This is a genomic window from Emticicia sp. CRIBPO (genome assembly GCF_009905725.1).
Lineage (GTDB): Bacteria > Bacteroidota > Bacteroidia > Cytophagales > Spirosomataceae > Leadbetterella.
In genome coordinates this window covers 121972-145943 of sequence record NZ_JAAAKV010000006.1, presented here as the reverse complement: position 1 = coordinate 145943, position 23972 = coordinate 121972, and the positions used below count along the sequence as shown (strand labels likewise).

General features: G+C 45.3%; 24 protein-coding genes. 7 read left to right on the top strand and 17 right to left on the bottom strand.

The window, feature by feature from the left end; translation table 11 throughout:
* Positions 1–4: 4 nt before the first annotated feature.
* Positions 5–130 carry a hypothetical protein gene (locus tag GVN16_RS26210; RefSeq protein ID WP_255490275.1) on the bottom strand — a complete coding sequence of 42 codons (126 nt, stop codon included), beginning with the start codon at positions 128–130 and terminating at the stop codon, positions 5–7.
* A 360-nt stretch (positions 131–490) separates the two neighbouring features.
* Between GVN16_RS26210 and GVN16_RS13785 the strand changes: the two genes are divergently transcribed.
* The 5 genes from GVN16_RS13785 to GVN16_RS13765 all read left to right on the top strand — a co-directional run bounded on the left by GVN16_RS13785 (position 491) and on the right by GVN16_RS13765 (position 4908).
* On the top strand, positions 491–985 hold the full coding sequence (locus GVN16_RS13785) for a hypothetical protein (RefSeq protein WP_166564487.1): 495 nt from the start codon (positions 491–493) through the stop codon (positions 983–985).
* A 166-nt stretch (positions 986–1151) separates the two neighbouring features.
* The gene (locus GVN16_RS13780) at positions 1152–2258 is read left to right on the top strand and encodes a Fic family protein (RefSeq protein ID WP_166564486.1); all 1107 of its coding nucleotides are present in this window, start codon (positions 1152–1154) and stop codon (positions 2256–2258) included.
* Positions 2259–2505: 247 nt separating this feature from the next.
* Positions 2506–3030, top strand: a complete 525-nt coding sequence (locus GVN16_RS13775; RefSeq protein WP_166564485.1) for a ferritin-like domain-containing protein — start codon at positions 2506–2508, stop codon at positions 3028–3030.
* A gap of 158 nt (positions 3031–3188) precedes the next feature.
* Positions 3189–3860, top strand: a complete 672-nt coding sequence (locus GVN16_RS13770) for an HAD family phosphatase (RefSeq protein WP_166564484.1) — start codon at positions 3189–3191, stop codon at positions 3858–3860.
* 127 nt (positions 3861–3987) lie between these two features.
* A complete protein-coding gene (locus GVN16_RS13765) occupies positions 3988–4908 on the top strand; it encodes a PHB depolymerase family esterase (RefSeq protein WP_166564483.1) in 921 nt (306 codons plus the stop codon).
* Positions 4909–4937: 29 nt separating this feature from the next.
* Here the strand turns inward: GVN16_RS13765 and GVN16_RS13760 are convergent, their stop codons facing one another.
* The 13 genes from GVN16_RS13760 to GVN16_RS13700 form a co-directional block, all read right to left on the bottom strand.
* Positions 4938–6218, bottom strand: a complete 1281-nt coding sequence (locus GVN16_RS13760; protein ID WP_166564482.1) for an RNA polymerase sigma factor — start codon at positions 6216–6218, stop codon at positions 4938–4940.
* Between the two features lie 42 nt (positions 6219–6260).
* Positions 6261–6662: a DUF6855 family protein gene (locus GVN16_RS13755; RefSeq protein ID WP_166564481.1), complete on the bottom strand. Its 402-nt coding sequence runs from the start codon at positions 6660–6662 to the stop codon at positions 6261–6263.
* 54 nt (positions 6663–6716) lie between these two features.
* A complete protein-coding gene (locus tag GVN16_RS13750) occupies positions 6717–7151 on the bottom strand; it encodes a VOC family protein (RefSeq protein ID WP_166564480.1) in 435 nt (144 codons plus the stop codon).
* Positions 7152–7179: 28 nt separating this feature from the next.
* On the bottom strand, positions 7180–7527 hold the full coding sequence (locus GVN16_RS13745) for a TfoX/Sxy family protein (RefSeq protein WP_166564479.1): 348 nt from the start codon (positions 7525–7527) through the stop codon (positions 7180–7182).
* Positions 7528–7711: 184 nt separating this feature from the next.
* Positions 7712–8065: a YciI family protein gene (locus GVN16_RS13740; RefSeq protein WP_166564478.1), complete on the bottom strand. Its 354-nt coding sequence runs from the start codon at positions 8063–8065 to the stop codon at positions 7712–7714.
* A gap of 25 nt (positions 8066–8090) precedes the next feature.
* Entirely contained in the window at positions 8091–8483 is a 393-nt protein-coding gene (locus GVN16_RS13735; protein WP_166564477.1) for a VOC family protein, read from the bottom strand.
* 218 nt (positions 8484–8701) lie between these two features.
* Positions 8702–9589, bottom strand: coding sequence for an endonuclease/exonuclease/phosphatase family protein (locus GVN16_RS13730; RefSeq protein ID WP_166564476.1), 888 nt, complete (start codon positions 9587–9589; stop codon positions 8702–8704).
* Between the two features lie 64 nt (positions 9590–9653).
* Entirely contained in the window at positions 9654–11420 is a 1767-nt protein-coding gene (locus tag GVN16_RS13725) for a RagB/SusD family nutrient uptake outer membrane protein (RefSeq protein ID WP_166564475.1), read from the bottom strand.
* Between the two features lie 11 nt (positions 11421–11431).
* Positions 11432–14998: a TonB-dependent receptor gene (locus GVN16_RS13720; RefSeq protein ID WP_229244179.1), complete on the bottom strand. Its 3567-nt coding sequence runs from the start codon at positions 14996–14998 to the stop codon at positions 11432–11434.
* A gap of 237 nt (positions 14999–15235) precedes the next feature.
* Positions 15236–16339 (bottom strand): FecR family protein, encoded by a 1104-nt coding sequence (locus tag GVN16_RS13715; protein WP_166564474.1) that lies wholly within the window; start codon positions 16337–16339, stop codon positions 15236–15238.
* Positions 16340–16453: 114 nt separating this feature from the next.
* Positions 16454–17011: an RNA polymerase sigma factor gene (locus GVN16_RS13710; protein ID WP_229244178.1), complete on the bottom strand. Its 558-nt coding sequence runs from the start codon at positions 17009–17011 to the stop codon at positions 16454–16456.
* A gap of 219 nt (positions 17012–17230) precedes the next feature.
* Positions 17231–18949 (bottom strand): GMC oxidoreductase, encoded by a 1719-nt coding sequence (locus GVN16_RS13705; protein WP_166564473.1) that lies wholly within the window; start codon positions 18947–18949, stop codon positions 17231–17233.
* 37 nt (positions 18950–18986) lie between these two features.
* Entirely contained in the window at positions 18987–19502 is a 516-nt protein-coding gene (locus GVN16_RS13700) for a gluconate 2-dehydrogenase subunit 3 family protein (RefSeq protein WP_166564472.1), read from the bottom strand.
* Between the two features lie 188 nt (positions 19503–19690).
* Here GVN16_RS13700 and GVN16_RS13695 point away from each other — a divergent pair, with 188 nt between their 5' ends.
* Positions 19691–20107, top strand: a complete 417-nt coding sequence (locus GVN16_RS13695) for a hypothetical protein (protein WP_166564471.1) — start codon at positions 19691–19693, stop codon at positions 20105–20107.
* Between the two features lie 53 nt (positions 20108–20160).
* Here GVN16_RS13695 and GVN16_RS13690 read toward each other — a convergent pair whose 3' ends face one another.
* Positions 20161–20418 (bottom strand): hypothetical protein, encoded by a 258-nt coding sequence (locus GVN16_RS13690; RefSeq protein WP_166564470.1) that lies wholly within the window; start codon positions 20416–20418, stop codon positions 20161–20163.
* Between the two features lie 296 nt (positions 20419–20714).
* Here GVN16_RS13690 and GVN16_RS13685 point away from each other — a divergent pair, with 296 nt between their 5' ends.
* Complete coding sequence (locus GVN16_RS13685) at positions 20715–21467, top strand: DUF1835 domain-containing protein (protein WP_166564469.1); 753 nt, start codon at positions 20715–20717, stop codon at positions 21465–21467.
* On the opposite strand, the gene GVN16_RS13680 is transcribed toward GVN16_RS13685, so the two are convergent.
* A complete protein-coding gene (locus GVN16_RS13680) occupies positions 21464–22882 on the bottom strand; it encodes a tetratricopeptide repeat protein (RefSeq protein ID WP_166564468.1) in 1419 nt (472 codons plus the stop codon). The two genes, GVN16_RS13685 and GVN16_RS13680, sit on opposite strands and share 4 nt — an antisense overlap.
* A 96-nt stretch (positions 22883–22978) precedes the next feature.
* Positions 22979–23971 carry an SDR family NAD(P)-dependent oxidoreductase gene (locus GVN16_RS13675; RefSeq protein ID WP_166564467.1) on the bottom strand — a complete coding sequence of 331 codons (993 nt, stop codon included), beginning with the start codon at positions 23969–23971 and terminating at the stop codon, positions 22979–22981.
* Position 23972 lies beyond the last annotated feature (1 nt).

Sequence of the window (23972 nt, the reverse complement as noted above, 5' to 3'; positions counted from 1 at the left end):
CATTTCATAATGAAGAACATGAACCAATATCCTGAGGAAAGTCATTTGACAGAATGGCTTCCTGGTGTGGCAGATTGGTCAGTGGGAGCAGGATAGGCGGTTGGTCAGTCCACGCTGAGCGTTTAGCCATCTTCAGAAGGTTTTTATACGATTAATTTTACAGAGCTTGCAAATTGTATTTAACTTCGGCTTATGAATGAAAGATTTAAAATAACCTTGTACCATATGTCAGCGAACATGCCCTGGAAGGTTATGAATTTGACGTGGTGGATTCCCTGCTGAAACCTGTCTTGTTCGACCGCTTCCTGAAAGCCGTTCAGAAGGTGATCAGGCAGAAGAAACAGAGGCAAAAAAAGAGTCGGTATTGCACCATATCACCGCTTTGGAGGGCAACCAGGTGCAGAAACCATGTTGCCGATCGGTGAAACCCATAAGAAGCCGGTGGCGGCTTTAATCGGAAGTCAGATTTTAAACAAAAAATAACAAACCTATGAAAAATCTCATGTTTATTATCGTTGTGCTGCTGTGCGGAAACGGTGTCATGGCTCAGAAACACGGCCAACCGGTGCTCATCACCTTGCAGCAGGTGGAAAGGATACTGGGTGAGCCCGCTCTTACGACGCTCTCCGGAGACACCTCGAATGTGGAGGTCTATGTCAGTAAAAGTGAGTTTCATGCCAGGTCCCTTGATCATGCTTCTGACAAAACCGGTGCTTTTGCCTATATATATGAGGATTATAACAGTGAATCCGAAGCCTGGAAAACCTACCGGGGGATATCTCTTTCCAATGAAAAAAGCCCGGGATTTGAAAAAATGAACAACTTCGGAGATGAAGCCTTTTATCATTCCGACGGCCGCAATTTCTACCTGATCTTTGCCCGGAAAGGCAACAAGATACTGAGAATGAAAGTCAATAAAATCACTTCGAAAACCTCGCTGCCGGAGTTCAGAAAAGTTGCTCAGGAGTTGATGTTAAACTTCTGAATATCTTCCGGCGGTTGGATGCAGAAGTATGGTTTGCGGAGATAAGTGCTTTAATGTCCGTATAAATTGCGGAGAATAGGTAAAGAAAATGCTTGAAAACACAAGCTTTATTTGTTCTTGCGGAGAATAAGAAGTATATTCACCGCATATATTGCGGAGAATATTTATGTATATCTATAAGGAAAGAGGGTGGCCCGGCTTTGTGTGGGACAATGAAATAGCCGGCCGGCTTTTAGCGGCAGTCAGACACCGGCAGGGGAAACTCATCGGCAGGATGGAAAGTCTCGGGTTTACTTTAAGAGAAGAAGCGGTTTTGCAGACCCTCACACTGGAAGCCATCAAGTCAAGCGAAATAGAAGGAGAGATACTTCAGCCTGAACAGGTGAGGTCTTCCATAGCCAGAAGGCTGGGGATAGAAGTGGCAGGCCTGATCCCCGCAGACAGGCATGTGGAAGGAGTGGTTGAGATGCTTGTGGACGCTACCCAGCATTTTTCAGACCGGTTAACAGACGAAAGACTTTTTGGATGGCATTCCGCCCTTTTTCCGGGAGGAAGAAGCGGAATGCAGAAGATCATCACCGGAAACTGGCGGGATCACACCACCGGGCCTATGCAGGTGGTGTCAGGTCCCATGGGCCGTGAAAAAGTGCATTTTGAAGCCCCCGATGCCGGGTTGGTTCCCGGAGAAATGGATAAGTTTCTGACCTGGTTTAATCACAATGACGACAACGATCCCGTCATAAAAGCGGCAATCGCTCATTTGTGGTTTGTGACGATACATCCGTTTGACGATGGCAATGGCCGGATAGCCCGGACGATCGCCGATATGCAACTGGCCCGTTCGGACGAAAGCAGGCAACGGTTTTACAGTATGTCGGCCCAGATCAGGCTGGAGAGGGCTAAATATTATGATATACTTGAAAAGACACAGAAAGGAGACCTGGACATTACGGCCTGGCTGGAATGGTTCCTGCATTGTCTTGACCGGGCTTTGCTGGCTACAGAACAAACCCTGAACATGGTACTGAATAAATCTGCTTACTGGACTTTATTCGCAGATAAGCAGATCAATGAGCGTCAGAAAATGATGCTGAATAAACTGCTGGACGGATTTGAAGGAAAACTCAATACCTCCAAATGGGCAAAAATAACGAAGTCTTCCCAGGATACGGCCCTCCGCGACATCCGGAACCTGATAGATCAGGGCGTTCTGGTGAAAGAAGATTCGGGAGGAAGAAGTACCACTTACACGCTGGTGGATATAGGGGTTTAATTCCCCGTCCACTTAATTCTACATTTTATTGAAACAGCTACTCACATTGCCCCGCCGGAGTAAAGAGGATTTTGTCCGGCATAAAAAATAAAACGGCCCTGAGGAGCTGTGAAAGCTGTTTTTTGATTTCTTTTGTGGTTGATAATCAATGGGTAATGTATGCAAGGAACGGTTTTTTAATCTTATGTTGTACTGAATCACTGACTTTTAGTTAAGAATGATTTTTCAACATTAAAATTTAAACGCCATGAAAACCAGCCAGCCAAACATGGAGGACAATGCTCTCCACTCTTTCTTTATCGAACAGTTACAGGATATTTACTGGGCCGAGAAATATCTCGTGAAAAACCTGAAGAAGATGGTTAAGGAGGCCACTTCAGATGAGCTTAAAACGGCATTTGAAGATCACATGAAAGAAACAGAAAACCAGGTAACCAGGCTGGAGCAGGTCTTTAGCTCAGTCGGAGAAAAAGCTAAAGGGAAAAGATGTCCTGCTATGGAAGGGCTTGTGAATGAAGCCCATGAATTGATTGAAAATACAGAAAAAGGAACGATGGTCAGGGATGCAGCCCTGATAGCGGCAGCTCAGAAAATCGAGCACTATGAGGTAGCTTCTTACGGAACGCTGAAAACGCTTGCCGGGGTTATGTCACATAGCAAAGCACAAAAGCTGTTGGAACAGACGCTGGAGGAAGAAAAGAATGCAGATGTGTCATTGACTAAAATCGCGGAAGGATTTGTGAACGAATCGGCACTGGAAGAAGCTTTGTAAATGCACACTGTCCGGATTTGGGGAACAAAACCCGGGGTCCGGGCAGTTTTTTTATTCAGGGTATAGCCGTCACAATTTCGAAGAAATGCCCGGATTTGTTCCGTTCCACCGACCGCAAATCAGCTTTGAATGTTTATATTTAAATCCAGTAACAACCAATGAAAAACAGACCTATGATCAAAGCATTCATTTTTGACATGGATGGCACCATTGTCAACAACATCACCTACCACCACGAAGCATGGCTGAGCTTTCTTAAGAAATACAACAAACTCTCCAACGTGGAAGATTTTCATGCCCAGAATCACGGAACTATCGAAGAAATGATCGTCAGGTTTTTTGGAGACGACCTTCCGGAAGAGAAGGTGAGGGAACTGGGTTTTGAGAAAGAAGAAACCTATCGTCAGTTGTACAAAGACAAGATTGAAGAAGTGGCAGGTTTCAGTACAATGCTGGAGAAAGCCAAAGAAAACGGCATTAAAGTAGCCCTTGCCACGATGGGTAATGTTGACAATATTGACTTTATACTGGATAACCTCAAGGTGCGGGAATACTTTGACGTCATCATCGGCGGCGACCAGGTCAATCATGGCAAGCCGCACCCGGAAATTTATGAAAGGGTACTTTCCAACCTGGAAGTGGATCCTGAAGACACGCTGGTTTTTGAGGATTCTCAGGGTGGGGTAATCTCAGCTCAGGGAGCAGGTCTGAAGGTCATCGGAATAAGCACTACCCACCATCCGTCAGATTTCGAGGCCTGGGATGTGGAATATTGTGTCGCTGATTTTAATGAATACCTGGAAAAAAACCACGGAGATTTTCAGAAATAGGATCTTACTGCAGAAATATAACAGACTTGTTTTTAAACCTTCTTTCTTTTAAAGCGTCCAATCATTATTACAGCTGCCGTCATTCGTCTGAAGGGTGATTTGGTCAGCAATCATATAAGTGGTCAATATGAAATCAACGTATCAGTTGCTGGTGCTTTTTGTTTCCTTTTTGTCTTTTTCGGCCTGTGCCGAAATGAATGAAGACGAAAAGGTTTATCGCTTTAATAAATCATTGAATGTAGACGGTATTTCCAGGACTTACATTCTGAATCTGCCTCCGGGCTATTATAATGATGCCGCCCAGCGGTCTCTGGTTATTGGCCTTCATGGCGGAGGAGGAAGCGGCTTACAATTTGAAGAGCACTACGGTTTTACAAAAAAAGCAGATAAGGCCGGCTTTGTTGTTGTTTATCCGGATGGTGTTCAGAGCAACGGGATCTTAGGCTTACGCACCTGGAATGCGGGGAAATGCTGCGATTATGCCATGGAAAAGAACATCGATGATGTGAAATTTATCAGAAACCTGATAGATGAACTAATTGCCCATTATAAGATCAATCCTAAAAAAGTATATGTAACGGGCATGTCTAACGGGGCCATGCTGGCTTACAGACTGGCTTGTGAAATTCCGGAGAAGATTGCCGCCATTGCCCCGGTCAGCGGAACAATGAACCTGTCAGGGACGTGTCAGTCCTCAAGATCCATGCCTGTTCTGCATCTGCATTCGGTGTTGGATGAGAGGGTTCCGTACGAGGGTGGAGTGGGAATTGCCGGGTATTACTATCCTCCGGTAGAAGACGGCCTTAAGTTCTGGGCTTCAAAAGCCGGTTGTTCTCTCAACAAACAAACAGAAAATAGACAAGGCTACCGGCACATCATCTGGCCTGATTGTAAGGATAAAATAAGTGTGGAATATTACCTGACGGATGATGGCGGCCATTCATGGCCGGGTTCTGTTCAGGTCAGGAAACAGGCTGACCCGCCTTCAGAAGTAATCAATGCCAATGACCTGATCTGGGATTTTTTCCAGAGATTTGAGTTGCCCTGATTTCGTTGGGTGATGGCGTAAAACCGGGTTTAATTCCTGTTCTCGAGGGCTTCTTTCTTCCTCAGCAGCAGTTTCTTTTCTGCTTCCGATTGTGTCATCCGGCTGGCCTGGTCGTAATGTGATGCAGATATTTCGGGAAGGGTAGTGCTGTAAATATCCCCCATCAGGCTGTGAAAAAGATAGTTTTTCTTCCATTCCTCTTTAAAGCCGGATGATTCAATTTCTTCCAGGGTCCGCTGGGCTCCGAAGACCTTAAAAATAACGGTAAGCCTGTGCAGCAAAATGACAGAGCTGGGATGCATGGCCGTCAGCATATCATAATAGTGGAGGATATTTGTCCAGTTGGTGGCTTCAAATGTACCGGCTATACAATGCTCATAAGCAATGGCCGCCTCAACGTGATACGTGCTGATCCTGTCGCCAAAAGCCGCCTGGTTCATCAGGTCATTGCCTTGCCTGATCAGGTCCTGGTCCCATTTACTCCGGTCCTGCTGGGCCAGCAGGATGATTTCGCCTTCGTCAGACAGACGCCCGTTGATTCTTGCACTATGAAAGCACATCAGGGCTTTGGCTGCAAATACTTCGGGCAGGGCCGTAACGGGGTTATCAACCAGTAAGCCACAGAGGTACATCGATTGTTCGAGGAGGTCTTTACGTATGATGTTACTGGTATGCGTGGCATTATACCCTTCATTGAAAATGAGATAGATGGTCCGTAAGACCACCTCCGTGCGGTTTTTGATCTGGCCGGGTTCGGGAAATTCCGGTTTTATTTTCCGTTCTCTGAAGATATTTTTGGTGCGGTAAAGTCTCTTGGAAACGGTATCTTCAGAAGTCAGAAAAGCCTTGGCAATTTCGGAACTTGAAAAACCACAGAGGGATTTAAGCATCAGGGTAATCTGGTTTTCCTCCGAAATATCCGGGTGGCAGCAGGCAAACATCATCCGCAGCAAATCATCCTGTATTTCATCATCACGCCATAGTTTTTCAATGACGGTGGTCAGGGTATATTCAGACTGAAGCAGTGTTTTTTCAGGATCGCTGAAATCAAAATGCTGTGAGAACCTGTTTTTTCTCAGGACATCAATGGCTTTATTTTTGGCTACCCTGAAGAGCCATCCTGAGGGATTATCCGGTATACCTTTTAAAGCCCATATCTGTAAGGCACTCATAAAAGTATCCTGAACCACATCTTCGGAAATATCAAGGTTTTCTGTTCCGAAAATCCTGGTCAGCACGGCCACCATTTTCCCGGCTTCCCGCCTGAAAAGATGATCGGTCAGTTTGGTGATATCGAATTCAGAATTCAATGGTTCAGGCTTTAGGGTAGTCCGGGTTTCTTAGTCGTGAAATTACAGGGCTTTCATCTTGTTATTTTTGGCATCATGGGTGATTTCTGCCAGACCCAGAACTTCCATCAACGGCGGCAGGTAAACCCCGAAACGGCCACGAAGACCTTTTTTCAGGCCGTACCATCCGCCCACAGGATTGCTTTCTGACCTTCCCCAGGCTTCAACAGTACCTTCTTTGGCTGGTTTTTGTTCATCGGCTCCGCCAAGGTCCATCCAGTCGCCATGCTCTTTCAGCATCTGGTGAAGGTCGTTGATACAGCGGCCGTCGTAATGTAAAATGGTTTTACCCACTACACAGACAATGACTTCTACGCCTTCTTTATTGACGTCTCTGTACATCTCATAATCTGAGGTTCCCGGAGGGGTTTTCAATTTCCAGGGATTTTCTTTTGTTCCGGTCATAGGTTGATCAGGTTTTAATCACGAGGCAGGTATTAACTGCCTCGTGAAAATTTATTATTTTTGATTGTAATCATAGTTAATCATCCAGTTGATGCCGAATTTATCGGTAAACATACCGAATAATGAACCCCAGAAGGTCTTCTCAAGCGACATATTCACACGCCCTCCGGCTGACAAACCATTGAAAATCCGGTGAGCCTCTTCTTCTGTATCTGCGTTGACAGACAGCTGCATGTTGTCTCCGAAAACAGTATTCTGTGCCCACTCTCCGCCGATATCGCTGCCCATAATGGTGGTTTCTTTGCTGATGGGTAAAGACATGTGCATGATCTTATTCCCGTCAATTTCGGTAGCGTGTGATCCTTCTGCAGGCGGCATGTCTTTGTATCTTCCGACATATGGGAATTCACCCCCGAAAACAGATTTGTAAAAATTAAATGCTTCTTCGCAATTGCCCTTAAAGTTCAGGTAAGGATTTACTTGTGCCATTTTTTGATTGTTTATTTATTAGAAATTATTAATTGGATTTTTTCTTTTTTGAGGATTTTGCAAGTGGATTGTAATCAAGACAAAGCTGGATCCAGTAGTTAAAGTCCCGTGCAGATTTTATGCCTTCTTCTCCGACATAGACATACCCTTTCATGGGTTTGCCGGTGAAAACCATCTCGCGGCAGCCGGGTTTTTCAAGGGCATTTTCGTAGTTTTCTTCACCGATCCTGCACATCATTTCGTCGCCCACCACGCCGATGCACATCTTTTCATTGACCATATAACATACGCCTCCGAACATCAGTTTTTCTTCCACCACCGGCATTTCTGCCAGGGCTTCCCTGATTCTGTTGTTCAGCTGTTCATTATAAGCCATGTTAAAAATAGGATTTCAGGGTTCAAACTTATAACATATTGAAGGAAGAACCAACAGGTCGCGGAACATTTATCGGAAGTATAATATTAAAGCGGCTGCAGGTACCGTCTGATTTTTATAAGACCTTTGACAAGTCGTTCCAAAGTAAATGCCCCCTACAGAAAACGTCCGCAAGGGGCATTGCTTACATGCCCATCTGACCCAGTTCCCGGACTTCCACGAGGCCGTCGTATTCGAGGACAGGACATCCCTGAGCCATTTCAACAGCTTCGTCAAAACTCTCTGCTTTACAGATCAGGTAACCGCCGATTATTTCCTTTCCTTCTACAAAAGGACCGTCTGTTACCACTTTATTTGTTCCTGTCACCACTTTCCCGGCATTTTTAAGAGGCTGGGCACCGACGAATTTCCCGTCTTCTGTGATTTTAGTCATCCACTGCATCCACTTTTGCATGTGTGCCTGCCACTTTTCAGGCGATTTCTGTTCTTCCGTTCTGGCGGCATCGCCCCCACGGAATATTAAAAGGTATTCTGCCATTTTGTTAGGAGTTTAAACGGACCGATTAATTGCCTGAATGTAAAGCCATGCGGTTGCCTTCTGTGTCTGTAAAAAAGGCCATGTAGCCCACGTCTTCGCTGATGTGCATTTTCGGCATAATGATTTTGCCCCCGGCAGCTTCAATCCTGTCTGTGACCAGCTGAAGGTCGGGGTTGGCGTTAAGGTAAACGACGGCCCCGACAGCTCCCGGAACATGCATTTCGCCTTTTACCAAAGCTCCCGAAACTTTTCCCGATTGCGGATCGTACGGGAAGAACGTCATTTCCATGCCCATCATCGTCTGGGTTTCCATCGTGATGTCGAGGATGGTTTCGTAAAACTTTTTGGCTCTTGCCGTGTCGCTTACCGGTATTTCGAACCAGTTAAGGGCATTGGTGTTGGTACTGATCTTTTCCATTGAAATAGCGTTTTAAGATGTTAAAAAAGGATGAACGATTCATGTTATTTCCCTAATGACGAACCGGTCGGAAGGATTTGGACATAATGTAAAAACTTTTTTTCAATAAAATATTAAAATCAAAAAGAGGCCGCCTCAAACGAAGCGACCTCTTTGCATTTATCAATTAACCGTTCTATGATGAACCAGGATGAAGTGTAACCAGGACACCGGTCAGCTTATGGAAGCACAAGTGTTGCACTTACAGGAAAGTGATCGGAAGGGAATCGCCCTTCCCAGGTTTCGGTATGGGTGGCATGTTTAAGGCAAGACAAGCCGTTTTTAACAAAAATATAATCAATGTGTACGTCCGGAGCTTCGGCTTTGAATCCGTTTACGGTGCTGAACGGGCCGTAATGAGGAGTTTTTGTGATTTTTTCTGAATCAGTCAGCCTGTCGGGGTTTTGCTCATCCATCAGGATCCGGATAGGCTCCGAGTCAGGTCTTGCGTTAAAGTCACCCGTCAGGATCACCGGTTTTTTACCGGCTATTTCTGCGATTTTTTTCAGCACCAGTTTTGCACTTTCCCTTCTGGCTACCTGTCCGCGGTGGTCAAAGTGGGTATTGAAGAAATAGAATTCCTTGCCTGATTTTTTGTCTTTGAAGAGGCCGTAGGTGACCACTCTCCGGCAAACAGCATCCCAGCCGAAGCCCACCTTGCTGCTGCTGTCGCTCAGCCAGAAGGTTTCGGTTTTGAGAAGTGTAAACCTGTTTTTGTTGTAAAGGACCGGGGAGAATTCTCCGGCTTCTTTCCCGTCATCACGGCCTCTGCCGATCCAGGCCATTTCCGGGAGGGCCGCATGTACGTCTTTCAGCTGATTGATGAGCACTTCCTGCATTCCCACGATCTCAGCTCCGTGATAGCGGACCAGTTCGCTGACGTGTTCTTTCCTGTTGGCCCATTGGTTAATGCCATCCCCGTTATTGTCATAACGGATGTTGAAAGACATCACCCGGATCTGTGCCCCCGCTTCGAAACAGGCACAAATCAAAGCCAGGATACCGATAATAAGATATTTGAGGACTTTGTCGCTGACAAAATCCCGGAGTTTTAATGTTCTGTCCATGAGATTGTAAGGTTGAATAAATGAAAAGTAAACCTGCACAGGGCAGGTTTACTTTCTGATGGGATTACCAGCCCGGATTTTGTTTCAGCTTCGGATTGGTGATGATATCTGCCTGGGGAATAGGATAGTAATAGTTCCTTTCTTCCCATTTCCTCGGGATGTTGTTCAGCCAGGTCAATTCACCTGAATTGCCGTCTTTGAGCAACTGCGAATTCGGTTTTCCGGCGATCAGAGGTGACACCTCGATATAAGTTACCCCGGTGACTTTGGCAGGTAATACCTTGTAGAAAGCCACATCCAGGATACCGTCTTCATTCAGGTCCATAGGTTTGTCCAGTTCCGGAACATACATGCCGTTCCATTCCATGGTCATCAGTTCACCTCTTTTCCAGCGGACGATATCGTCAAATCTGAAGCCCTCAAGACATAACTCAATACCTCTTTCACGTCTTACTTCCAGCACCACCGGGTCGGTGATCTGAGGGAAATACTTGGATTGAAGATAAGTGTCAACCACAGTCGGTTTGGCGGTCAGACCTCCGGTAATCCCCGCTCTTTTTCTTAATGCCCCGACGGTCGCTGTCCAGTCTTCATTGGTCAGTGTGCCCAACTCTGCTTTGGCTTCTGCATAATTCAGCAATACCTCTGCATAGCGGAAAATAGATATCGAATTGATGTTAAGGTCCCTTGTATCATAATAAGCATCATCCAGTGACCATTTGATCGGCATATAACCGGTAAAGGTATAAGAAAACAGCGGCGGAGCCGGAGTTTGCACCCCTGCATTGAGCCTTTTGTAATCTCCCATACGGATGGTCTGCTGTAACCTTCTGTCGCGGCCTTTTACTTCGTCTTTAAACAACATGGTTTTATATGCCGGATCGTTGGTATATGGTGTTCCGTCCACCTTCAGATAAGTATTGATGAACGTCCTGATGAAACTTGCCTTGTCTCCGTAAGTACCACTGGTCCAGTACCAGTTGGCATCATTAAGGTTGGCCAGGGCCAGGTCACAAATGGCGGCCAGCATCACCTCTGTGCCTACAGGGGCACTGCTGGTAAACACCTGGCGGTAAGACTTGTCTGTACCCGAGCCCTCGTACAATTTATAGCCTGATTCGTCCATCACTTTTTTAGCTGCTACAGCCGCCTGGTTCAACAGTCCCGGAACGGTGCCACCCAGGTTCAGATTGGTATGGTATTTTCTGAAAGTACCTTCATACAAACTTACCCTGGATTTGAAAGCATAAGCTACATATTTGGTCACAAGGCTCCTGGTGTTTTCAGAATTACTGGTGATGTTCTGACAGGCAAAGTCGATGTCAGCCAGTACCGAGTCCATCACAACAGTACGTGAGTCACGCTCTTTGTAAAGCAGATCCACATCTTTGATATCCAGCGGTTTGCCGATCCAGGGCACATCGCCGAATCTTTTTACCTTATCGAAATAAAACCAGGCCCTGAAAAATTTGGCTATCCCCAGGTAATTGTTTCTGACTGCCACAGGGACAGCCGGATCATTACAGTTCTGAATAAAGTAGTTGATATTTCTCAGATCAGACCATGACCAGCCTGTGCTTACCTGTGCACTGTAGTTACCCTCGGTAATGAAAGCCGGGCTGTCGCGTCTGGCCAGGTAGTCAGACATGGCATCTGCCCGGTGCATGTTTTTGCCGTTAAACAGGGTATAAAATGAATTGGTATATAAAGCCAGCCCGCTTTCGCTGCCGAAAATAGGGCCCTTGGACGACGTCGACACAGGAACTTCCTCCAGATCACAACCAATTACAAAAAGAGTGATGAGTATAAGAATGATTTTATGAATTTTCATACTTGTAAGAATTAGAATGTAATAGATAAACCACAGGTAAAGCTTTTCATCATCGGGTAGTTGTAACCGTCACCGTTATTAGAGGTAGTCAACACCTGATCTGACGGCACAGCACTTTCCACATCAAGGTCCTTCGTGATTTTGTAGAGCGGTGAATAAGTCCACAGGTTTTCTGCCGAAACGAATATTCTCGCTGCGTTCGATCCTATTTTAGAAGTCAGGTGACGCGGGATGTTGTAACCCAGCTGGATGTTTTTAAGCCTGAGGTAAGCCACATTCTGCAGGTACCTGGTCTGAGGCGGAATCAGCGTACCGTTGGCATTACTGGCCAGTCTTGAAACATATCTCGGGAAATAAGCATTCGGATTCGTTTCTGTCCAGATGTTGCCCAGCTGACTTACAGGGATATCTCCGTAAGGTCTGTTGTATTGTCCCCAGAAAATGTTGGCCTCAGAGCTTGGATACCAGTCCTGCTTACCCACCCCCTGGAAGAAAGAGGAGAAAAAGAAGTTGTTCCAGTCCGCTCCCAGCATTACGCCATAGGTATATCTTGGTGTACTGTTACCGATGATAGACCTGTCGCCCGGATTTTCAAGGCGGCTGGTACCCGGAGTGATCTGGCCGTCTCCGTTGGTGTCGGCAAATTTGATGTCTCCCGGAAACCACAGTCCGTTGGCCGCCGTTCTGAACAAACTCTGGCTGGCACTGTTTTTAATGTCCTCGGCAGAAGTAAAAAATCCTGCTGTGGTATAACCCCAGATTTCGCCCAGTTTCTGACCTTCATAATAATCACTCAGTTGTTTCTGAGGGTTGTTATATTTGGTGATCACCGCCGAATAATCCGACAAGGTAAGCCTGACATCGTAATTGAAAGGTTTGGCATTTACCATAAACTTATCTCTCCACGACAGCATCATTTCCCATCCTTTGGTTTCAAGATCGGCATAATTGCCTTTAGGTGCCGTGGCTCCGAAAACCGCCGGAAGGGTCAGACCTACGGTAAACATGTCCGTGGTATTTCTGATGTAAGCATCTCCGACAAAATTCAGACGGTTGGATAGCATCGACAAGTCGATACCGATATTTTTGGTCGTAGCCGTTTCCCAGGTCAGTCCTTCCGGTAAAACCGTCGGGTTATTGGTATACTGAGGTTTTACGCCATTCAATATCAATCCTGACTGGGCAATATTGAATTGCTCCTGGTACACATAGGAGCCGATGTTACCATTACCCAGCGAACCGTAAGAGGCTCTTATTTTTAAGTCGGAAACAATACGCTCAGACAGTTTCCAGAATGACTCCTTGGAAAGTCTCCATCCCGCAGAAAATGAAGGGAAGAACGCATACCGCTGATTGGCCGGGAATTTTGAAGAACCGTCATATCTGCCGTTTACTTCGAAGAGGTATCTGTCTTTGTAAGCATAGTTAAGCCTTGAAAACCCACCCATGATCTTCCAGGTTTCCCATCCGCCCTGTGTCACGATCGATTGCCCCAGGGCCAGGTTAAGGTCCATCGCATCCTGGAAAATCAAACCGTTTCTCTGGGCCTGAATTCTTTTGAGATTCGATTGCTCATAGTTGTAACCGACCATGAATTTGAAATAATGATCATCTTTAAAAGTGTTCTCATATTCCGAGTAAAGGTTGGTTGTCATATAAGTGGTTTCTCTGAATGTCTCAGTGATGTCATTGGTGGTCGTTCCCACATAAGAAATTACACCCGGTTTGGAACTGAAAGGTACCGGCACTCTTTTACGGGTGTCGTTATTGTCCGTATTCTGAATGGTAAAGTCACCTTTGATTCTGAATTTATCTTTCAGGAAACTCATCGCGAATCCCGAGGTATTTCTGAAAACCCTCTTGTTCTGGTCAATACCGTTTTTACCATAAATAAAGTCACCGACAGTGTAGGCAGAAGAAGCCGTCAATGTACCGTCCGGGTTAAAGATCGGGGACATCGGGTGGCCTTCATCTGCAATATTCCTCCAGATACCGCCGCCTTCACCTACGTTCAGCGGGTTGTAGTACGACATGTCTGAAAACTGCGAGAAGTTATTGACCTTCAGCCATGGATAAAGCTGTACAGAGCCTTTTCCGCTGAAGTTGAATATTTTATAATCATCAGAATTGTATCTGAACAAACCATCCTGTCCGTAGTATCTTCCGGTTAGCAGGTAGCTTGACTTTTCACTGCTGCCTGAAATCGACAGGTTATGTTCAATCGCATTGAATCTGTCTTTGTACAGTTCCTTGTAATGGTCTGTGCTGGCATAGTAAACATACTCGCCTGTTACAGGGTCTATTTCCGTGTCAGGCAGACCGCCTACTTCAGATCGCCTTTTCAGTTCGGCCAGGTAAGCCTGCGAAAACTTGAGCGTTTTGTTGACGTTCTGAGGAAAGCTGCCCTCCCTGTTCACAAACGATTCGGCAAACATGGAAGCCCAGAGGTAACCGTCATTGACAAATTTGGGTACAGCCGTAGGTCTTTTCGACGAGTAGTTGGTGGAGTAAGTCACACTTGTTTTACCTGCACTCGGGCTTTTGGTGGTGATGAGGACCACGCCAAATACACCTCTGGCACCATAAATAGAAGCAGAGGCCGCATCTTTAAGCAAGGTAATGCTGGCAATGTCACTCGGGTTAATCAGACTCGGGTCACCTTCGACGTTATCGATCAGTACCAGTGCACTACCGCCCTGTCCGATTGAAGTGGTACCCCTGATGTTGAAACTCGGAGCCTGGTTCGGTTTACCATCCATCATCTTGATGTTAAGGTTAGGCAAAACACCCTGAAGACCCTGGTTGATGTTAGTCATCGGTCTGTTGTCAAACACCTCGCTGGTGATCTGGTCAACAGCACCGGTAAGGTTCGCTTTTTTCTGAACGCCATAACCTACCACTACGACTTCTGAAAGTAACTTGGCATCAGATTTAAGCGAAATATTAAGTACGGTCTGGTTTCCGACCACAATTTCCTGGGAAGTAAATCCCACGAAAGAAAACACAAGCACGGATTTCTCATCGGGAACGGTGATCTTATATTTACCATCCGCATCCGTGCTGGTGCCGCGGGTGGTTCCTTTTACTGAAATGCTGACACCCGGAAGTTTTTCTCCGGCCACATCAGTAACAGTTCCCGACACCGACTGGTCTGCCACCTGCACATTGATATCAGAGCCTTCTTCGACGGCCTTCATAGTGCTTTGGGTCGACTTCTGTCCTTTTGATTTCTGAACCAGTATGATTTGATTGCCTGCCACACTGTACACAATGTTCAGCGGGGTAAGCATTTGATTGAGTAATTCACCCAGGGAAGAATTTTGTGCTTTGAAGCTAATCCTTCTGTTGGAGTTGATCACCTGCGGACTGTAAGAGAATTTCACATTGGCACTTTTCTCGATAGAAGAAAGTACCGACTTGATTTTCTCATCCACAACGATCAGACTGATTTTCCGGTTGAGTAATTCCTGTGCACCCGCGTTATTGGCCCAGGAAACCCCCGCGAACAAGCAGATGAAGAACAATTGTACCAACGAAACTTTCATACATTGGAAGAGTAAATGTTTAGTTTTTTTCATACTTTTAGATGATTTTTCGATGTAGGTTGAAAAATTAGAATAAATAATTCCCTGCCGGGCAGATTTGTCCGGGATGAATTTTGGGCCAATGGTTGTGCAAGAACCGTTGGCTTTTTTGAAGAAAATGGTTTAATAGATTTTTGTCATACTTGTCTGCAGGTTTGGTTTGAGTTTCAGGTTATTGTTTAGTAAAATGCAATATTTTATATCAGGTAATCCGGTCGTACTGTTCAGGTCTTACTGACACCCTTTGGCAGAAATCACCACTTTGCCTTCCACCATTTCATATCTGGCTTCGATAGACTGGGTGATCACATCCAGCTTCTGAAACAAAGGCTCCTCCGTCAGGATGGCTGTCAGCTGGCAGTTGACAAGCACATCCTTGTCGTACACAATGTCAATTTCGTAAGCTTGTTTGATCCTTTCAAAAACCTCCGTTACGGGTGTTTCATCAAAGACAAAGCTGATCGCAGGGGCGATCTTTTCGTTTTTCTCGACCATCAGCGGTTCAGGAATAATGGTTTTCCTGAATTGTTCGGTGATGCGTTCGAAAGTCACTTTCTGGTTAGGTAATAATAAAACACCTTCAAGGTCCTGGTTGTCGTTCTTTTCGTTTCTGTACACACTCACTTTGCCTTGTTGTACAGTGACTTCGACATCTTTCTCATCACCAAAGGCTTTGACATGAAACCGGGTGCCCAATACTTTGGTAACCAGCTCATTGGCGTAAACATAGAAAGGTTTGGAAGGATTTTTAATGATGTCAAAAGTGGCTTCACCCGACAAATAGACGGTACGCGTCTCGTTGTTAAAATCGGCAGGGTAACTCAGGCGGCTTTTCGGTGCCAGTATGATGGCCGAGCCGTCAGGAAGCTGAAAGAACTCCGGTTGCGATGAATCATTGACTTTCTCCGTGATTTTTTCACCCAGTTCTACCAGCTGTTCAGTATAAAGCGATTGAGGTTGTTTATTTTTAATGAAGAATATAAACCCGGCCACGATAACCAGAACGGCAGCGGCACTCACCAGCCACTTGTTTTTCCACCAGGTCAGCACAGGTTCTTCATCAGGCGATGCTTCGGCATTGGTTTTGAGAATTCTTTCCAGCAGATAGGCTTCGGCTTCTTCAGAAAGGTAAGTGCGGGCATAATCACTCAGGCCTGTTCTTACCGCCTCTACCAGGTAGCGGGCTTCTTCCCAGCCTTCACGGGCATCGGGATGATGCTCAAGCCATTGATTCCAATAGTCAGAAGATTCGGCAGTAGGAGCAAGCTGATGTTTCAGGAAACCATCATTCCCTACAAAAGATAAAGCAGAGTATTTTTCGCCGGAATTTTTCAATGAATTAGCATTTTTGACAGTAGATGACAAAAAGTTGCATTATATACTTACTAATTTTAAATTATTTCTTGAAATTGTTTAATTGATTGTTTTTCAGAGACCAGGCTGGCTGATTTATTCATGCTTAAGAATCCAGCCCCGCATTTTTTCAACAGCCCTCTGGGTGAGGTTCTGGGCCGACTGGCGGTTGATGCTCATGAGGTCGGCAATTTCCTGGAAATCGAGGGATTCCACAAAACGAAGACGCAGCACTTCCTGCTGGCGGTGGGGCAACTGCCCGATCAGTTTTTTGATCAGCTCCTGGCGATACTGGCTTTCTTCTCCCAGCACCATAATGTCTTCCGGCGAGTAATCAGCCCACAAGTCATCAAAATCTACCGATTCAAGATTTTTAGAAGGCTTCTCTTTTCTTTCAAGCAGATGGAGTACCCGGTTTTTTAAGGCCTTTAACAGGTAAAAGCGGACATTGTCAGGGGCACTCAGTTTTTCTCTTTTTATCCACAATTCAGTAAAAACATCATGGATACAGTCAAAAACAAAGGCTTCAGAGGCCGGAACGAGGCTCATGCCATACCTGAACATAGCTTTTACATGAAGGCGATAAAGACAGGTGTAAGCCTCCTCGTCTCCTTTCTGAAAGGACAGCCAATATTCATTTTCTGATTTTTCCAATCTGCTTCCAAAGCTCGGGTCAAGGGTGCAAGTTTATTAAAAATTAAACTAAAAATGTAATTTTTCTGATATTATGTGGCAGTAAATATTCAGTTTAAATAGATTTTGGCTGAGAGCTCCGTGTGATCAGGCCCTAAAAAAAAGCCCGGTACCCCTTAAAGAGATACCAGGCTGTCTGTTATATACCCGGGAATTTATTTGGGTCGAAAAAAGCAGGAATCAGATATTTCCTTTTCTGAATTCCTTCACTGCATAATCCGCAGCCCTGGCAGTGATAGCCATGAAAGTCAGCGACGGGTTCTGCGTAGAATTAGAAGTCATACAGGCTCCGTCAGTCACGAAAACGTTCTGACAGGCATGCAGCTGGTTCCATTTATTCAACAGCGAAGTTTTTGGATCTTTACCCATTCTTACGCCACCCATTTCATGGATATCAAGCCCCGGAGCTTTATCCGGTTTGTCATTGGTCCTGATGTTTTTGAAACCGGCTACGGTCAGCATTTCAGACATCTGCTCATGGAAATCCTTGATCATTTTCTCATCGTTATCATCATAAGCAACAGAAACCTTAAGCAAAGGAATACCCCAGGCGTCCTTCTGAACACCGTCAAGTTCTACGAAATTGCTTTCTTTCGGGATCGTCTCGCCCATCATATGTGAGCCTACACGCCAGTTGCCGTATTTTTTGTCAAACAAGCCGGCCTTTAATTCTTCTCCTACGCCCGACTGGTCGTTGTAAGTAACCCGGCTTCCGCTGAATCCGGCCGCATATCCTCTCAGGAAGTCGGTTTCCTGTTTGTGGAGGTTCCTGAATCTCGGGATATAACTGCCGTTAGGTCTGATGCCCTCAGTGGTTGAATCAAGCAATCCTTCATATTCTGCAGAAATGGTGGTTCTGAAGTTATGGAAGGCTATGTATTTGCCCAGTAAGCCATTGTCGTTACCCAGCCCGTTTTCAAAACGGCTTGATTTGGAGTTCATCAGGATCAGGTTGGTGTTCAGGGTAGACGCATTGACAAAGATGATGCGGGCGTAATACTCCGTCATTTCCTTGGTATGGGCATCAATTACCCTGACGCCCGAAGCTTTGTTTTTCTTCTCATCAAAAATGATGGAATGCACCACAGAGTCCGGTTTAAGGGTCAGTTTGCCGGTTTTGGCAGCCCATGGCAGCGTAGAAGAGTTACTGCTGAAATAACCGCCATAAGGACAGCCTCTCTGGCACAAAGACCTGTTCTGACATTGTCCTCTTCCCTGCTGGAAGTGGATCTGCTTAGGTTGGGTCAGGTGGGCACAGCGGCCGATAATAACCGGGCGGGTGTTTTTATAATGTTTGGCCATCTGGCCGGTAAAGTGCTTTTCAACGCACGATTGCTCGTGAGGAGGCAGAAACTCGCCGTCAGGCAGCTGGGCAAGCCCGTCTTTGTTGCCCGAAATACCTGCGAACTTTTCCACATAACTATACCACGGAGCAATGTCAGCATACCTGATAGGCCAGTCGACCGCAAAGCCGTCGCGGGCCGGGCCGTTAAAATCGAAGTCCGACCATCTTTGTGTGCCCCTGGCCCACATCAGCGACTTGCCGCCAACCTGGTAGCCCCTGATCCAGTCAAAAGGCTTTTCCTGGATATAAGGATGCTCATTGTCTTTCACAAAGAAATGAGCGGCATCTTCATTGAAAGCATAACAACGGCTGGCAATGGGATTGGCATCTTTCATGGCCTTTGGAATCTGCCCCAGGTGTTCAAACTCCCACGGGTTCATCATTGTGGTAGGATAATCAGTGACATGTTTGACGTCACGGCCACGCTCCAGAACCAGCGTTTTAAGTCCTTTGCCGGTGAGTTCTTTGGCAGCCCAGCCGCCGCTGATGCCCGATCCGATCACGATGGCGTCGAAGGTTCTGTCTTTGACAGAATCAATATTTATAAATGACATGATAACGAATATTTTAATTTAAAAAAGGATGGGTTGATTATTGCACAGGCACACAGCCATGATAAAAACCAGGGGCCATGTTAAATTTCAGATGATTCACCATATAGTATTCCGAATTGGTATATCCCTGAATGGTCAGCCGCTTGATCATCGTCGCGAATTTTTTGGCTGCCGGGTCGGCAGAGTTACTCATGTTTACAAATATCTCTTTTTTCTGAGCAGGTGTAAGTCCGGCGAAAGGCTTCTGATAAGCCTTTTCAGACCATTCATTGATCAGCACAAGTCCTTTGTTAAAGTTGCTTTGTGCTTCGGCATCATAACAATCTTTGATCATCCTTGAGGCAAACTGATGTACTTTAAGGGATTTCGCCCCGGGAGTATCGGTTTCAGGAATAATTGTTTCAACAATTTCAGCTAACAGGGCCTCTTCATCCACATTGAGAAGAGAGGAGTGTTGCACGCTTTCAGGAGACCAGCCGGAGGCCCAGGCAGGAAGACTAAGCAGCCCTCCGAATGCTACAGATAGATTTTTTAAAGCAGAACGCCTTTTCATGATGATTTTAAGATTTTTTTGTTTTATACCTTTACAAAGATAAATTTTTTAATAATACAATGCTAACATTGGGAGAAAAAGTTGAGAAGTGAGGAAAACAGGGCTTTTTTAGAGGGCAGAATGGTTATTATCAGCGGTTAAAGCGGATGAATTTCATATTTTTGCGATTATCAATTTCAAATCATCACATGAAAAAGCTGCTGTTTATTGTTTTTATTCTCTCCGGTTTAACTTCTGCCTACGGACAAAAAGCCCCTGAAATGCTGAAGGGCAGCTTTTCTGATGACTATGGAATCCGCTATGTGATTAATGATTCTGTCTGGACCCAATTGCCCAAAACAAAGTATCACGTGATCAGATGGAACCGGGAAGGGCAATATCTCATTGCAAAAAATGATGGAGCTAATCCCGGAGAAGGAGGGCTGTACACCCGTATTGATTACATGACTTTTGAAAATATGAGTCCTTACCTCTGGGGTTTCTGTTTGTCTGCTTACAACGCCAGGGACGACAAGGCTGCTGAAGCCGTGGTGATTGCCGACAGGAAGAATCCCAGGAAGGGGTGCAACGGTTTCCCGTTTTCAAGAATGAAGAAATCGGAGTAGCCGATTTCTTGTCTGATCATTCAGAAGACAAACCGGCTCGGAATGGCTTACTGTTATTTATTGTGGCTCCTTTCGGACTGGCCGATAAGTTCATTAATATTTTCGTGTCTGAAGGTCATCCTGAACCCTGGTTTGTGGGAATCGAACAGGTCAACGAGTTTATACCGGATAATCGTGGTACAGATTTCTTCCGGGGTTAAAACTTTATAATGTTTTTTAAGGTAAATGTTGTTCTGAGCGAAGGTCACCAGCCTCAAAACAAAAGTGACTTTATCTTCCCCTTTCCTGATTAATTTGTCGTAAGCCTTCATTTATTTTTACTTTTTTGTTAAAGTAAGAGAATTTACTGCTCTTGTTTTATGACGGATATCATATTTTTCAATCCGCGGTGATATATATATGAAAAAACTTCGGAAATCTTAGATGAATCTTGCGATTTTGCCCCGGATAAATGTAAAAATCTCTCCGGCTTTCCGGCTTACGGGAGTTGACAAAGCCAAAGAGAAAACACGCAGAACAGCCTTTGGTAATAAAGTACTTAACCGCTATTTTTGTTTAAAAATAAAGCAGGTTTATTTTCCGGTGTATTCACTTATCTTACAAACATATGATTTACCATATTCTCAACGGTGATGCCCTGGCTTACCAGTTTCCTTTAGAAGGCGAGGTGATTGTCTGCCGCGAATGCCTGATAGACGGGGACTTGTCGGGGGCAGATCTTCCTGCGTTCTTCAAAAGCCGGGCGGCCTATATCTCCGGTACTTTTGAAGAAAGAGAGGAAAGCTATTATGAAGGCGTAGTACCTGAATTTGAGAAGATACTCAGGATCGCGGCGGGTTCAGAAATAAACCTGTGGTTTGAAGACGATCTTTTCTGCCAGGCTAATCTTTGGTTTGTGTTTTCGCTGATTGCCGCCGGGCCGGACGATTTAAAGATTTACCGGGTTTTTCCGGAGATTCCTGAAGGTGAAAACCACTGGAGGGGATTCGGATTTCCGGATGTCACTTTGCTGCACAAGGCTTTTGCCAAAAGGAAGAGGTTGACTGCTGAAGACCTTTCACAGGGCCGTCAGCTATGGGGTGCCTATCAGTCGGGCGATCTTGAAACATTGAAAAAACTCGCTGCTCAGGCGTCTGAAGGATTCAACCTCCTTGCTGAAGTGGTGGAGGCTCACGCAGAGCGTTTTTCTGCCGATGGGGGATTGGGCAGACCCGAAAAAACGGTTAAAAAAATAATGGAAACCCGCACATCGGATTTCCATCACTTATTTTCATATTTCTTTCTCGAAGAAGGTATTTACGGCTTCGGCGACACCCAGGTAAAGGCCATATATGACCGTTTACGGGCTCAGGGCGTTTAGTCTTTTCTGAACTGATCGATGATCCTTTGCAGGGCCTTCTGGGTGTCCAGGTTGGTAAAGAAGTCATAAATCTGCTCATGTCCTTCATAGTCCAGGATCAGACCATCCTGAAGATAGCGGTAAGCATCGTTATACTTGCCGTCATAAATCAGGTAAACCGTGGCTCTGTAAAAAAGATCTGCGTCATTCGGCAGTTCTTCAATGGCATCTGAAATGATATCGAAAGCCTTGCCGAAATCGCCCTGCTCAAAATAAACCACAGACCAGTTCAGCCAGATGTCGGGATTGATCGGGTCCAGGTCAACGGCCTTGCTGTAGGCTTCCAGGCTTGAAACCACATTGCCCAGTTTCGATTCGTTATCTCCCAACAACAACCAGAACTCGCTGTTGAAATCATTGAGTTTGATGGCTTTTTTGATAAAATGAATGGCTTCGTAATATCTTTCCTGCTCATACAGCACTGAGGCCATACCAAACCAGGCTTCGTCCCATTCTTCATCATATTTGGTGGCATTCTTATAATGTTTGAATGCCTCGTCATACAATTCCAGTTTTTCGTTGGCCGCCCCCAGGTAAGTCAGTACCTCGGCTGTAGGCTCTTCGTGTTTGATGGTATTCTCATAAGCCTCTTTGGCCCTTTCAAATTCCTCCACATTCATATAGCAATGGCCCATGTTGAACCACCCTGAAGCAAAGTTATCTTTGATTACCACAGAATAGTCATAGGCCGAGATGGCTTTTTCAAACAGGTTGAGCCTGTTGTATGACATGCCGAGGAAGAACCACGCCAGGTGGGAATAAGGATCGTTGTCCACCATTTTCTTGAAGAACTCCACGCCGTCTTCCAGCTGCTGATTGGCTTCAAGACAATAGATGAGCTCATAGAAGGCAATTTCATTGGTGAAATTGGCATCAATGGCCATTTTATAATGTTCGATGGCCAGATCAATTTTTCCCCAGTTCTGGTAAGCCTGGGCTAATTGAAAATAGACATTGTCTTTTTCGTCTGATGTAAGCAATGCCTCATTGAAAATCTCTACCGCCTGTTCAAAATCGCCCGAGATCACACAGATGACACCACGCATGTAATTTACTTCCGGATCAGCCGGATGGTAAATACCCGCTTTGTCGAGGAGGTCTGTGGCCTCATCGATTTCGTCTTTGTTAAGCAGGAGCTGAACTTTGTTTAACAGGAGATCGAGGGAATAAGGATAGTTTTGCAGGCCGATGTTACAGGCTTTCATGGCAAGGTCGAAGCTACCTCTGACGAGATAAAATTCCGATAAAGATTCGTAGGTTTCTTCATTGAAGAAGGAATCTTCTTTTTTTGACAACATTTCCTCAAACCTTTTCGCCGAGTCGGCTAAAGTAGCCTCATTAAACTCATCAAAATGATCACTAAATTCTTGATTCATGTAGATTCGCCTCTTGGGTTAATTAATTGAATATCTTTCTTAGCAACCAATTTCAGAATAAATATAAAACGATTTTTTTTAATAATCAAGCGAAAATCAGGATTTTGAAACGAGGTATTTACAGACGCGTTCTATCGTTTGATCGATACCTGTAAACTCCATTTTTAACGCGTTCTTGATTTTATTATTTTCGTAGATAAATTTAGTCTTCGCTGTTTTGGCTGTCTCTTTTGTAATTAAAGGGGCTTTTCCGGTAAGCCACGACCGCACAATTTCCACTCTCCATATCATTTCCATCATCCAGGGCTTTACTTTTATTGTCGGACGCTTCTTCTTAAAGCTGTCGGCAATCTTAAAGAAAAAGTCTTTGTATGACATCGTTCCTGCACTTACCACGTATCTTTCTCCGGCAACGTTTCCTGTACTGAGTTTAACGATAATATCCGAAAGATCTTTTATATCCACATAATTAATAAAGCCTTCCGTATAAAACGGTTTCTGGTCATATACATATTTGAAAAGCTGGGTGCTGCTCTTCAGCCAGTTACCCTCACCTAAAATAATGACAGGATTAACAATCACCACGTCCAGTCCTTCTGCTTCGCCCCGCCATACTTCACATTCTGCCTGGTATTTGCTGATGGCATAATGGGAGTTGAGGGGTGAGTCTTCCCATTTCTGGTTTTCATTGACTTTGACGGCGTCCGTAGCGGAGGTTTGCGAAGGGCGTCCCAAGGCAGCTATGGAACTGACAAAACAAAGCTTTTTGATTTTCAGGTCGACGCAGGTGTTGACGACATTGGCTGTACCTTCGACATTGACTTTGTACATCATTTCGCGGTCTTTCGGGGCAAATGAGACCACAGCCGCCGCATGCACGATCAGGTCCATGCCTTCAAAAGCTTTTTGCACGGATAAAACATCCAGCACGTCACCTTCGATAATACTGATTTTGTTCAGGATTTCATGAATAAAACTCAGGTCTGCCGAGGGCCTGCAAAGACAGTAGACGTCATGCCCTTCCTGTAAGAATTGTTTTGCGACCGCACTCCCGACCAAACCGTTTGCTCCTGTAATCAGTACTTTCATT